8 protein-coding genes are annotated in these 13,260 nt (G+C 59.7%); 3 read left to right on the forward strand and 5 right to left on the reverse strand.

Annotated elements, in window-relative coordinates; translation table 11 throughout:
• Nucleotide 1 precedes the first annotated feature (1 nt).
• Nucleotides 2–2,461: a DUF1592 domain-containing protein gene (locus tag R3C19_08995; protein MEZ6060484.1), complete on the reverse strand. Its 2,460-nt coding sequence runs from the start codon at nucleotides 2,459–2,461 to the stop codon at nucleotides 2–4.
• Nucleotides 2,462–3,437: 976 nt separating this feature from the next.
• Here R3C19_08995 and R3C19_09000 point away from each other — a divergent pair.
• The gene (locus tag R3C19_09000; GenBank protein ID MEZ6060485.1) at nucleotides 3,438–3,953 is read left to right on the forward strand and encodes a peptidoglycan recognition family protein; all 516 of its coding nucleotides are present in this window, start codon (nucleotides 3,438–3,440) and stop codon (nucleotides 3,951–3,953) included.
• A 103-nt stretch (nucleotides 3,954–4,056) separates the two neighbouring features.
• Complete coding sequence (locus R3C19_09005; protein MEZ6060486.1) at nucleotides 4,057–4,860, forward strand: hypothetical protein; 804 nt, start codon at nucleotides 4,057–4,059, stop codon at nucleotides 4,858–4,860.
• Nucleotides 4,861–5,013: 153 nt separating this feature from the next.
• Here the strand turns inward: R3C19_09005 and R3C19_09010 are convergent, their stop codons facing one another.
• Genes R3C19_09010 through R3C19_09020 form a run of 3 tightly spaced genes read right to left on the reverse strand, consistent with a single transcriptional unit; the run spans nucleotide 5,014 to nucleotide 10,084 of the window.
• A complete protein-coding gene (locus R3C19_09010; GenBank protein ID MEZ6060487.1) occupies nucleotides 5,014–8,553 on the reverse strand; it encodes an efflux RND transporter permease subunit in 3,540 nt (1,179 codons plus the stop codon).
• A complete protein-coding gene (locus R3C19_09015) occupies nucleotides 8,550–9,266 on the reverse strand; it encodes an efflux RND transporter periplasmic adaptor subunit (GenBank protein ID MEZ6060488.1) in 717 nt (238 codons plus the stop codon). Before R3C19_09015 ends, R3C19_09010 begins: the two co-directional genes overlap by 4 nt.
• Entirely contained in the window at nucleotides 9,200–10,084 is an 885-nt protein-coding gene (locus R3C19_09020) for a hypothetical protein (protein ID MEZ6060489.1), read from the reverse strand. The genes R3C19_09015 and R3C19_09020 overlap by 67 nt, the downstream gene beginning before the upstream one ends.
• A gap of 721 nt (nucleotides 10,085–10,805) precedes the next feature.
• Between R3C19_09020 and R3C19_09025 the strand changes: the two genes are divergently transcribed.
• On the forward strand, nucleotides 10,806–12,560 hold the full coding sequence (locus tag R3C19_09025; protein MEZ6060490.1) for a TolC family protein: 1,755 nt from the start codon (nucleotides 10,806–10,808) through the stop codon (nucleotides 12,558–12,560).
• Between the two features lie 78 nt (nucleotides 12,561–12,638).
• Here R3C19_09025 and R3C19_09030 read toward each other — a convergent pair whose 3' ends face one another.
• Nucleotides 12,639–13,094, reverse strand: coding sequence for a SpoVG family protein (locus R3C19_09030; GenBank protein MEZ6060491.1), 456 nt, complete (start codon nucleotides 13,092–13,094; stop codon nucleotides 12,639–12,641).
• Between the last annotated feature and the right edge of the window lie 166 nt (nucleotides 13,095–13,260).

Genomic DNA, 13,260 nt, shown 5'->3' on the forward strand with positions numbered 1-13,260 from the left:
GTCAGTCCCGAACCGCCGATGAACGTTTCAAGAACGGGTCGGACAGAACGATTCCTTCCACCATCGCGGAAAAACGATTGCCGTGTTGCTGCATATTCCTGCGGCAATCGTCCACGGCGCATTTGTCATAATAATCGGTCCCGCGGCCGATTGCGTAGACCAGCATTTTTTCGGCCATCGTTCGCATGAAGTCTTCCCGGCGGCTCTTCACGATTTCGATCAGTTCCAGAGGTCCGTTGAAGGACACACCAGGCGGCAGGACTCCGGCCGCGTCGACAGGTTTGCCGCCATCCGTGTCACGCCAGCGGCCGACGGCGTCGAAGTTCTCGAACCCCAGGCCCAGGGGATCCATGACCGTGTGACACGACGCGCAGCCCGGATCTTCGCGATGTTTGGCCAGCCGTTCCCGCAGAGTCGCGTCCGGTGCGGCCGCGGTGGCTTCCAGCGGAGGAACTCCCGGCGGAGGCGGAGGCGGCGATTCGCCGAAGATGTTTTCCATGATCCACTTGCCGCGTTTGACCGGGCTGGTGCGGCCGGGATTTGACGTCACCGTCAGGATGCTGGCGTGAGTCAGCACGCCGGCTCGATTGGTGCCGCTCAGCGAGACGCGCACGAAGTCGTTTCCGTCGACACCCGCGATTCCGTAGTGTCTGGCCAGCCGGCCGTTGACGAACGTGAAATCGGCTGACAACAGGTCGTCAACGCTGCGGTCTTCCCGGACGATGGTTTCGAACAGCAGCTCCGTTTCGCGACGCATGTCGGACCGCAGATCCGCACTGAAGTCCGGAAAGAGATCGGGGTTGGGAGTGACGTCGTTCAGGTTTCGAAGACTTAGCCACTGAGCCGCGAAGTTGTCAAACAGCGCGCGGGACTTGTCGTGCCGCAGCATTCGGCGAATCTGCTGCTTCAGGACCTCCGGCTTGTGCAGTTCGGATCGTCCAGCCAGTTGAAACAGCTCATCGTCCGGCATGGTGCTCCACAGAAAATACGACAGTCGCGACGCCAGTTCGAAGTCATCAAGCTGCCGATGGGACTGTCCGGCCGGAGGATCTTTTTCCATGCGAAACAGGAACTCCGGTGCCACCAGCGCCGCCTGCAGCGCAAGCGACAGTCCCTGTTCGTACGAATCGCCGTCCTGTTCCATTGTCTGCTGGACAAGTCCGGCATAGCGGTCAACGTCAGCATCACTGGCCGGGCGTCGGAAAATCCTGTCCAGAAGCGGTTTCAGAACCTGCTTCGCCGCGTCGCGTGGTGAGAGTGAATCGTGCGGACGAGCGGTCACGAATCGCCGGTGAGCTTCGGAATACTGCGGGTCGCCGCCGCCTGCCGGGCCGCTCAGCTCGATGAACCGAACTCCCAGATTGCGGTCACGCCGTTCCGGGTCGCGAGCATCGGGGTCATAGAAATCGTTCAGGAAATCCGCGCTGATCTTTGTTCGCCCGGCGCTGAGCCGAACTTTGCGCGTAAACGTTCGCGGCTTGCGCTGGCCGTTCACGCGGAATTCCTGAAGCGGTTTGTCGTCAACGGACATTGCGAAGCGGGCCGTTTCGTCGCCGGCCTGATCTGCCGCGGCTTCGACCGTGATTTCGTATTCCCCCGCCACCGAGATTTCGAAGTAGCCGAACAGCGATCCAACAGTATTCAACTGACGGAAATCCTGACTGAAGTTGTTGTCTCCCAGCGATGACGTGAGTTCTTCACCGGACAGCCGCGTCTTCCGCGGCACGGAATAGTCCGTCGTGTCAATCACTTCGGCGGCCACCTGTTCCGCGGCAATCAGGTACTTTTCCAGCAGCAGCGGCGGCAGACTCAGCACATCGCCGATGTTGTCGAATCCTTCGCCGACGTCATCGGACGGGAAGTCGTCCGCCGGTCGAATTGTGATGCCGAACAGATCCTGAACCGTGTTGTTGTATTCCACACGATTCAGCCGCCGAATCGTCGAACGGCCGGGGTTGTCGATCGGTGAGCAGTCGAAGTTGTAAAGCTCGTCGTACAGGAATTCCGCCACGAGTTTCGACTGCGCCGGTTCCGGCCGGACGTCGTGGTCGAACGGCGGCATCGCTCCGGAATTGATCATCCGGTAGACACGTTCCCAAGCCTTTCGCTGCGGCAGGAACTGATCCACTGACTTAAGTTGATGGACAGCGATGCCGGCCATTTCGGTATCCGGACCGTGACAATCGACGCAGTAGGTGTTCAGAAACGGCAGCAGCGCGGAATTCAGCGTCTGCTGTCGCTGCGTCGCATCGTCGTTCTGCAACTCGAGCGACATCAGCATCACCTGCGCAGTCGCTGCTTCCGCGCGAGGCGCGCCGGCGACCCCTGCGGCGTCCGCTGCGTTTCCGAACCCGTCGCCGGGACTTGCTGTCCGGACCGAATCGATTGATTCAAACGGCTGTGACGGTCGTTCGCGGATCGCCTTCAGCGTCGATGGCTCAGCAGTTCCGGTCTCCGCCATCGACGTCCGGGAAGACGATGTCGCCTGCAGTCGCCAGAATGCCCAGCCGCCAAAGATGGTTCCGACGGAGACGGCGGCAATTGCAGCACTGATCAGCCACTTCGGCTGAGTGCTTCGAACCGGCCGTCGTCGGTCCCGGTGCTGGGTATTAGTCGTCGTCCGCTTTCGGCGACGTTCAGCCTCGACACGTCGCGCGGCTCGTGAAGGGCGATCGACGCCCGCAGGACCAGCGACCGCTGGCGGAGCCTTGTCGCGATTCGAGCCCGGACTATCGGATCGCTTTGATAGCCGGATGCGCTGGCCGCATCCTTCCGTGGGGCACCTGATGATTCGGTCTTCGACGGCAGTTCGCAATCGAAAACGGCCACCACAGGCGGGGCATCGAAAAGTCAGTCCCATCAGCGAACGCCAGGCGAGCGGGAATTGAACGGCGACAGAATTGTGCGCTGAATGGCCGCTTTGAAATCCTAGTGCCGAATCCGGCAGGCGTCCATGAAAAGTCAGCCATTCACGGACACCGGAACTGGACCTTCGCGTATCGGCTGATTGCTGCCGACAGGCCAGTTCTCAGACAGGAAATCCCGCGGATCGTGAATTCCGGCGGCCGGGGCAACACGTGGACAAAGTGGGTGGTCTGAGTGGTGATTCCGGCTACCTGACCGGGCATCAAAGTCGCCGCAGTTCCTGTCACTTGACACGCCATCCGGCCGCTCAGCCGGCATCGCAGGTGCGACTGTAAGAGCTTTATTGACAGGGTTTTAGGGCAGGGGTAGAGTCACTTGACCACTGTGTTTTTCGCTGGTTTCGAAAGCCTGGAATGAAGCCGCCGCACTGCCTCAACCTGACTCTGGCGCTGTTGCTTTCGGCCGTGTGCGCGGCGGAAGATGACTGTTGGTGTCAGCGTCCGAGACGAAATCCGGATGTGCAGGAATCGGTGCGTGATGCACCACGCGATGCAGCAGCGCCTGAACGGATTATGACGGCACAGCGATTGGTGGAATCATCCCGTCCGACGTTTCGGTGGGAGCCATCCGAGGCGGCTCGGGACTGGCAGTTTATCGTGCTGCATCATTCGGCGACCGCCTCCGGCAGCGTCGAATCCATTCATCGTGAACATGGGCAACGTAAGGATCGTTACGGAAACAACTGGCTGGGGATTGGTTACCATTTTGTGATTGGTAACGGCTCCGGCATGGAAGACGGGGAAATTTCCCCAACGTTTCGGTGGAAAGGGCAGATTCACGGCGCGCATTCGGGTAGCACTACGCACAACGCGACTGGAATCGGAATCTGCGTGATTGGCAACTTTGAAAACCACCCGCCTTCTGAACGTCAACTCACGGCACTTACGGAACTGCTCATCGCGCTCTCCCGAAATTACAACATCCCTGAATCACGAATCATTCCGCACAGTGTCGTCAGAGCGACCGCGTGCCCAGGAAGCAAGTTTCCGCTGAAGGAGCTTCTTCAGCGGATCAAGTCCGAAAGCTGATCCGGCAGAATCAGGACGAACGGCCCTCAGCCCGGCAGGACCGCGGACCCCTCCGCAGTCCGAAATTCCGCAACCCCTCAAACCAGCCACGGAAGACCAATTCATGTTCAATCGAGTTCAAATGCATCCCTGCCTGTCCAACGACCTTTCGTTTCTGACACCGCAGCTTGGCGTTGATTCACTGCCGCTGGAACTGCAGGAACTGATTGATCTGCAGACCGATTCGCCTGAGATTCTGGCCGAAGAATCTGCCGCCGCCGAATCCGACTGGCCCGTTTCGATCTTCATCCCGGAGCGCTACGAGGAGAACTATTCATATCCGCTGGTGATCTGGTTTCATGAAGCCGGCGGCAACGAAGACGATATCGAAACTGTCATGCATTCCATCAGTCCTCAGAATTACTGCGGGCTGGCACTGCGGGGAAACCGCAGAATGTCGGGACGCGATTCCTTCGAGTGGAACCACGATTCGCTGAGTTTCGGAGAAGTCCCGCTGGCACGGCTGGTAAACATTACGACCCGGCGACTGCGGCGCGCGTTTCACATTCACAGCGAACGCATCTTCGTCGCGGGTGCTCAGGCGGGAGCGGACGTGGCTCTGCAGTTGCTGCTGCAGCATTCCGACTGGTTCGCCGGAGCGATCCTGCTGGATCCGACGTGTGATCCGGAACACATGCACGGAGTTTTCCCCGGCGATCTGCGCGGAAAGCACGTACTGCAAACCGTGTCGCGGAATGCGTCCAACGAAACGCTGGCGCGGAATGTGGAAGCCGTTCGACTGCTTCGTTCGGCCGGAGTGAAGCTGGACGTGCGCATGAGCGAGTCGCCGCTGAATCCGTATGGCCCGGACGTGCGTTTCATCGATCACTGGCTGCTGTCTCGAATCAGCCAGGCTGCATTCGTCTGATAACGCACACCGAAGCCCGACGCTCAGTCCGCGCGGCGCGGCCACACACGGCGCGATTGACGCTCAACGCCGCCCCTGGTGCCGGTCCGGACCGTCAGTGACGTGCGGCCCGTTCGCCGCGGGTTTTGTCGGGCGGTAACGGCACCGGCTGTATCAGTGACTGACACCCCCGCTGCTTTCCGGCGGTGTGCGGTGGCCGTAGAACGAGTACAGCAGCGGGACAAGGTTGAACAGAGCCAGCGTCATCATCATGCCTCCCACGACAACGATTGCCAGAGGACGCTGCGACTGAGATCCCACTTTCGTCGCCAGCGCTGCGGGAAGCAGACCAAGGATTGCGGCCAGAGCGGTCATTGTGATCGGTCGTACCAGATGCTCTGTTCCGTGAATCACCGCCGACATGACATCGTGGCCGCTGCGCCGCAGGCCGTTGAACGAACTGACCATCAGCAGTCCGTTCATGACCGCCACGCCAAGGATGGAAATAAATCCGACTGCGGCGCTGATGTTGAAGTTCAAACCGGTCAGCAACAGCGCCCAGACGCCTCCCAGACTCATGGCCAGCACGTTCATGGATACGACAGCGGCGTCCAGCAGCGAAAAAAAGGCCAGGTACAGCATGACCAGAATAAGAGCGAAGGCCAGCAGCACGGTTGCCAGCATGCGCCGTTCAGCTTCCTGCATCTGCTGGAACTCACCGCTCCATGTGGTTGTGTAGGGCGATCGAATCAGCGGCTGAACGGCCTGCCGGGCTTCGGCGACGGTACTGGCAAGGTCGCGATCGCGAACAGAGAACTTGATCGCGATCAGCCGCCGTCCCTGTTCGCGATTGATGACGGCCGCACCGCTGCGGACGAACGACCCGGCAGGATCCGGTCTGCCGCTCTCATCGCGCGGTGTCAGCAGTTCGCCCAGCCGTCGGCGAGGTGTGACCGACAGAAACTCCGTCATGTCCTGAAGTGTCGTCCCGGTGACCGACGGCAGCGAAACCTGGGTTCCGAACGCTGTGGGCTGAACGCTGGTCCCCGAATAATTGCTGTCGTTGGTGATATCAACCGGAATCTGCAGGATGTCATCCACCGTATCCCGCAGGTGTTCCGGCCACCGCAGGGCGATATCAAAACGCCTTTCGCCCTCAATCATTTCTGAAAATGTATTACCGCCAACCGCCGTTGCGACCACGTCGTCGATATCCGCGACACGGACACCCCACGCGGCGCACTTATGGCGGTCGATCGGAAAGGCCAGGTTCGTCTGGCCCTGAATTCGAAAGATGCCCGGATCTGTGACGCCGGGCACTTTGCTGATCCGCCGTTCGACGGCACTGGCGATCGATTCCAGCTCGTTCAGGTCCGGCCCGAAGATCTTGATGGAGTTTTCTCCTTTGACGCCGGAAAGAGATTCCATCACGTTGTCCCGGATGATCTGTGAGAAGTCCCAACTGGCGCCGCGGATGGTGGCCTCCACGCGCCGGCTCATGGCTTCGACAAGTTCGTTTTTCGTGCGCGGACGCCCCTGTCCGGGCTGAACGGGCCAGTTCTGCATGGGCCTCAGCGGGACAAAGCACTGCAGCTCGTTGACGCCGGTCGGATCAGTGCCGTCGTCAGGGCGTCCCGTCTGCGACGCCACCAGTTCTACTTCCGAAAATTCCATGATCAGCCGGCGAAGTCGCCGTGCGTTTTCCGCGACTTCCTCCAGTGAAATATTCGCCGGAAACGTGCCGCGAATCACCATGTTGCCTTCTTCCAGTTCCGGCATGAATTCGCGCCCAAGCATCGGCAATGCCGCAAGCGTCGACACCAGCACCGCCAGCAGCACGGAAGCAGCCAGGACTCGGTGTTTCAGCATCAGGATGAGCTGTCCGATGAAGAACCTGCGGACCAGCCGTACAAGAACATTGTCCCGCGACGGCTTCAGATTGCGGAACAGCAAAGTACACAGCGCCGGCGACACCGTGAGTGCCAGCAGCAGGGCACCGCCCAGAGCGAACGCGTACGTATCGGCCATCGGGCCGAAGATCTGCCCTTCCGGTCCCTTCAGCGTGAACAGCGGCAGCAGCGCGCACACCATGATCATCGTTGAATAGAACAGGCTGCGCTGAACCTCCTGGGCTGCGGTCAGCACGCGATGCTGAGTCACCGTTTCCCGCGAACCGTGAACGAGAGCTTCGGGGCTCAGAAAATCGACAGGCTCGCTCAATCGGCGATACACATGTTCGACCATGATGACCGTCGAATCGACGATGATGCCGAAGTCCACAGCGCCGATTGACAGCAGATTGGCCGACTTGCCTCGCACCATCATCGCCCCGAAAGCGAACATCAGCGCCAGAGGAATGTTGATCGCGACGATCACAGCCGTCCGGACATTGCCCAGAAACGCCAGCAGGATACTCGTCACCAGAACCAGTCCGATCAGCAGGTTCTCGTGGACGGTGTCGGTTGTGACACCGATCAGCGCGGTTCGGTCGTAGTAGGGAACAAGTTGCACGCCCGGCAGTAGTTTTCCGGAACGATTCAGTTCGCTGATCTTCGCCTTAACCAGTTCCAGCGTCGGCAAAGACTGTTCGCCCTTGCGCAGCAGAACGATTCCCTGAACGACATCATCATCGTCGGTGGTCTGCGAATCGTCCGGCGAGGCGGCCGCGTTTTGTTTGGTGAATGCAGCCGCCGGAGGACGTTCGCCCGGTGCCTGTTCTGCCAACTGCGACTCATTTTGCCGACGTCTGGCAATTCCCACCTGGCCCTGCCGAATCTGGTGATCGACGACGACACCGCGGCGTCCGAGTTCTTCGTCACTGGCCTCCGGTCCGCCTTCCACCACCATCCCGACTCGAATCGGGATATTTCTGACCGCCGAAATCACAACGTCACGGATTTCGCGGATCCGACGGTTTTCTTCCTGTCGCAGGACGGCAGCCGCCTTTTGCGGGGTCGTCTCAGAAATCGCCCTTTGCATCGGATCGTCACCGCCGCCGATCAGGCCAATGGCCCGGATGACCTGCACATTGTTTCCTTCCGTGATGTAACTGCCTCCGACATTGGCATTGCTGTCCCGAATGGCACTTTCAAGCTGATCCAGCGTGATGTTGTATTGCCGCATTCGGTCGGGGTCGGGACGAATTTCATAACGCTTGACCGTTCCGCCGCACGCGACAACACCGGCGACACCGGGAACTCGCTGAAGCTCACGGGCCACTGACCAGTCCTGCAGCGACTTCAGATCGTTCCGCGTATAGACCTGATGACCCGTTGAGTCGGTCGGGTTGGACAGTGTGAAACGATAAATCTCTCCGATCGGCGACGCGGGAGAAATCTGCGGAACGACACCACTCGGCAGAGCAACCGTCGCCAGACGATTCAGAACTTCCTGTCGGGCGTCGGAGAATTCCACGCTGTACACGAACTGATTTCGCAGGTGAGACAGACCGAACATGGACTTGCTGCGTGTGTACTGCAGTCCGGGCATCCCGGCCAGGGCGATTTCCAGAGGAACCGTCACCTGCCGTTCCACCTCTTCCGCCGATGCACCGGGGTATTGGGCGACGACTTCAATAATTGCCGGCGCCGGGTCCGGATAGGCTTCGACGTTGACATGAACAAAGGCGTATCCGCCGATCAATGCAAGGACGCACATCAACAGCAGTACGACAATGCGACTGTGGACGGCCCAGCGAACGACTCCCGCAATCACAGGCCACCCCCGCTGCTCTGACGGGCAGTCGTCGTTGAATGGACTGCCGCTGTTTCCGACGATTCGGGAACCGGCTGTCCGGACTCGCGAGCCGCCCTGTTCTTCGCACGGCTGGTTCGGAATTCCGCAAGGATTTCCAAAGCTCCCTGCGATACGACTTTCGTCGCCTCCGTGAAGACCGGCCCCTCCGGAGTACCGGACGCTCCTGGCAGGCACGCCAAGCCGTCCTGAAATCGAACGACCCTGACTTCCATCGGCAGAAACCGGACGTCCGACGACGGATCCTGAACAAGCAGCCAGGACCGGGCGTCCAGATCAACGACAGCCGACGCCGGTACGCTGACCATCGGCACCGGATCCGGCAGAGTTACCGTCGCTGTGACAAACTGACCGGCTCGCAAATTGCCCTCCGAATTGTCCACCCAGCCCATCACCAGCCCGGTATGCTGCACGGGGTCAATCAGGCTGCCGATACGGTCAAAGGAACCGTGGATCGGCCCGGACAGTGCGTCGCCGCGCAGACGGATGTCCCATTTTCGATCCGACGGGGCCAGCCGCTGCAGCGTCGTAAGATCCTCTTCGTACGCAAAAGCGCGGACGTCAAGATGGCTCAGGTCGGCAACGCGAAACAATGTGTCCTCGACGTCTACCAGCGTTCCCGCGGCGAAGTTCTTTTCGACGATTGTCCCGGTAATTGGAGAACGAATCTCCACGCGAGCCCACTGGTCGACACTGTTGTCGGTGAGTTCCTGCTGCGTCGTTTTTCCCCGCCGGAAGTCGCGATCAAGTCGCTGCGAAGCTTCACAACTTCCTCCGTCGGCAACTGCCATGCGCGGAGCGTTTTTTCGATTCGCTCAACAGCGATCTCATCTTCGCGGACGCGGCGTTCGGCTTCCCGCAATGTGCCGATCGGCACGGAATCCCGAGCCTGATTCAGACGAGTAAGCGTTTCGCGGTCAAAATCCAGATGCGCCAATGTGGCCGCGTATTCGCTTTTCTTTTCGCCAAGTTCACGACTCCAGACGACTGCCAGCAACTCCCCCCGCTGAACGGCGTCACCGAAACGCAGAGGACGAACGGCTTTGTCGCTTCCGGCTCCGTGCGGATCGGTATCCGGGACTTCACGGACCTCGACGATTTCGCCGGCAAATCGAGTTCGCACAATGGCGTAGTCATCCGGATCCAGAAACAGCACGCCGTCCATTGAGAGTGTTCTGGCCGGAGCTGTCGGGTGGACACCGACAACTTCCAGCCCGATGTCAACCCAGCATTCTTTTCCGACGGATACAGCATTCCGGCCATCGTCAGAAATGACGATTGCCGGTGGCGCCGGCGGTTCCTGATACTTCTGTTCCTTCCTGTCTTGATGTTCCTGCCACAACCGGACCCCGCGGGGAACAAAGATCGCGGGAAGTATCAGAGCACCGCTGATGACAGTCACTGCCACCGCAATGCCTGCCAGGCGCGAGACCCACTTCCAGCTCCTGGCTTGCCCGGACGCCCTCCTGAATTCCGGAGTGGATTCAGTCATGAACCATCTGCCTGTCTTGATTCGTTGAAATTGACTTGCGTAACGTTTTCGAGCAGGAATGCTGATTTGAGCAGGAATACGGGGCGGGACTTCGCTGCGTTCTGCTGACGATTTCCTGCTGCGGAGGCAGGTTTCCCGTGCAACCAGAGACGTCCGGAATTCCGTCAGCTGAGCCGATCAGGCTCACAGCGACAACCTTTGCGAATTCGTTCCAATCCTGATTGTCGGTACAGTGATCATCAGCCGGTGCAAATGTCGGCATCGGCGATTGCTGCATGTTGTGTGCCACGTCCCGCCTGCGATTGCCGATTTGCGAAGTTCTCGGCAAATGTCATGCTGCCTCAGATGCCCACTGGTCTCGGTGGCATTCACTGACGGCGGGCTCAGCGGCGGCGGCGTATTCCCGGAGCGGCGAATTCCCTGCCACACTGGTCAACAACTCGCCACCTCACCGGCGATGGCTCATGCGGTGAGCCTGCCCATGGATCCGCGGAGTGGTGCCATTGAAGCGGCAGCGGCAGTGCTTCCGCTGACAGGCGCCGGATGTTTCCTGTTCCGATCGCAGCGACGGAACGGACCATGCGGCTCAATCCGGTTGGCCGACCTGTTACGGTCAACCGCTGACATCTGCAGCACACAGATCGGTTGCTCCGACAATACCGACGGGAGTGTGTCCGCCGCAGTGTCGGCAATGCGACCGTTCGGCAGGGAGGCCGAGGTAATGCTGAAGAATTTCGTTCGGGTCAACACCGGTATCCTGGCAGTTCTGCTCACGATCACCGGAGTGGCCGGCTGCAAAAGCGTCGTGCAGTGCTGCACAGGCTGCTTCCTTGGCCGGTCGATGACTCCCGCTGACCTGACGTTCATTGAAGATGCAGAACCAGCTCCCGGCCGCACTGGAGATTTGACGCCCGCCGTTCCGCCCGCCGACGAACCCGTACCGGATGCGCCCGGATCGAATGATCGGGAACAGCCGTCGTCGCAGCTTGAGACGTCGCCCGTGCCGCTTAAGGAAGCGTCGCTTCAGGCGGACGTTTCCGAGTTCCTGCCAACGGAATCCGCTGACAATCATCAGCAGCAGGCGTCGGACGGTAAGCGGCAATTCAATATTCCTCCGGAACTTCCGGGGGCTGACTCGGCGCCGCTCAGAATGCCGCCGCTTGATGCCGGCATGTCCGCGGACGATCGCCGTTCGCTGGTCGCTTCGATGTTTCCGGACGTTGCTGAAGTTCAGAAGTCTGTCGCGCCCGGTGAAGGCGAACGAGTGACATTGGCGTGGCTGCAGCAAACGGGCCTGGAAAACAGTCCCGTGATCCGGCAGGCCGCAGCGGATGTGGAACAGGCTCGGGGCCAGGCCATTCAGTTGGGATTGTACCCCAATCCGACAGTTGGCTATGAGGGTGACACGATCGGCACGGGACGCACCGCTGGCTACAACGGACTGTTCTTCTCTCAGGAATTCGTGACGGCCGACAAGCTGGTGCTCGCTCGAAACTCCGCCATGATGGAAATGCAGGCGACGGAAGCGGAGCTTCGAAAAGCGCGCGTCACGCTCGCGACAAACATCCGGCAGGGCTACTTCCAGGCACTGGTGGCTCAGGAAAAGGTAGTCTTCTCCCGCGCCATCGCAAGGCTCAGCGACGAAGTGTTCCAGGCACAGATTGATCTGGTTTCGGCCGGTGAAGCAGCCGCCTATGAACCGCTGCAGCTTCGCGTGTTTGCCGTGCAGTCACGAAACAATGTCATTCAGGCGCAGAACGAACTCGAAGCCGCCTGGCGACGACTGGCCGCCGCAATCGGAATGCCGCACCTTCCGCGCCGAAGTGTCGCCGGTTCCGTACAACTGCGGATTCCGGCGGTCGACTACGACCAGGCCGCGGCTGTGATGCTGGCGCGCCATACGGACCTTGCCGCAGCGCGGTGGCGCATTTCCGGAGCGAACTGCAATCTGCGGCTGCAACAGGTCACGCCCATTCCCAACGTCACGCTGTATGCGGCGTTTCAACACGACGACACGACGCCGCTGTCCGACTATTCCACCAACGTTCAGCTATCGGTTCCCGTGCCGCTGTTCGATCGAAATCAGGGCAACATTGCATCGGCCCACGGGCAACTCGTTCGAGCGAACAATGACCTGACCGATCAGCAAAACAAACTGATGTCGCGTCTTGCGGAAATCCACGCCCGAAGATCGTCGGCAGTCGTGATCGCGGAAAGCTATCGGACAGACCTGCTGCCCGATCAGGTGCGCGTGTACCGCGGCGTCTACGATCGTTACCGGCTGAATGGTGAATCAGCCGACTTTTCGCAACTTGTGATCGCCCAGCAGACGCTGTCTCAGGCTGTGACCAGCTACCTGGACGCGCTCAGTCAGTTGTGGAACGCGACGGTCGACATGGCAGAAGTTCTGCAGGTTGACGACATCGTCACGATGGATGGACTGGCTACTGGAACCTCGGAACAGCCTGTGCCATAAGGAACGGGACAGGCTGCGTTCCGAACACGGGTGCAGCGAGCTTCGAGATCCTGCCGGAAAATGCTTCGACGACGACGTCTACGGAGACATGCTTTCGGAACGGCTCGTCGCATAGTATTCATCAAAGTCGTCGTAGGTGCAGACATAACCTGGCTCGCGAGCACGAACTCGCTCTTCGTCCAGAGCCCGCAGCACGGCGTCCTGAATCTTCTGCCGACATTCCGAATTGATCGGGTGGGCGATGTCGGCGAACAGCCGCGAACGATTATCTCCGCCGGACGTTGCGCCGCTGGCGAATTCTGTTCTGGCACCGCAGTTCGAACAGTAGCGAGCCCGAATTTCGTTCTTCATGAAGCAGCGGTGGCATTTTTCAGTCAGCTTCCGACTGGGCATCGCCACAAACGGTCCCTTCTGACCGTTGATGATTTTCAGATCCCGCACCACGAATTCGCCGTCAAACGTAATCGAGCAGAAGCCCTGCAGTCGATCGTCGCCTTCGTCCATCAGTTTGATTCGTACTTCGGTGATTTCCACGTTGTGCGTCCTCTTGTTTATGCCGCTCGGTTGTTTCGAGCAATCGGGCCCGTCTGAAAGTTTTCCTAGACGGCCAGTTTTTCCAACTCGCCCAGAGGTCCCATAGAGTTTTATCAAGAAATGCGTAGTGGTTCGGGTAAATCACCAGCCACGTGAGGACAGTTGC

This window comes from Planctomycetaceae bacterium, from assembly GCA_041398785.1.
Classification (GTDB): Bacteria; Planctomycetota; Planctomycetia; order Planctomycetales; family Planctomycetaceae; genus JAWKUA01.

Excerpts from the sequence above, each read along its gene's own strand:
- R3C19_08995 (MEZ6060484.1), bottom strand. The coding sequence starts at position 2,461 with ATGGCGGAGACCGGAACTGCTGAGCCATCGACGCTGAAGGCGATCCGC.
- R3C19_09000 (MEZ6060485.1), top strand. The coding sequence starts at position 3,438 with ATGACGGCACAGCGATTGGTGGAATCATCCCGTCCGACGTTTCGGTGG.
- R3C19_09005 (MEZ6060486.1), top strand. The coding sequence starts at position 4,057 with ATGTTCAATCGAGTTCAAATGCATCCCTGCCTGTCCAACGACCTTTCG.
- R3C19_09020 (MEZ6060489.1), bottom strand. The coding sequence starts at position 10,084 with ATGACTGAATCCACTCCGGAATTCAGGAGGGCGTCCGGGCAAGCCAGG.
- R3C19_09025 (MEZ6060490.1), top strand. The coding sequence starts at position 10,806 with ATGCTGAAGAATTTCGTTCGGGTCAACACCGGTATCCTGGCAGTTCTG.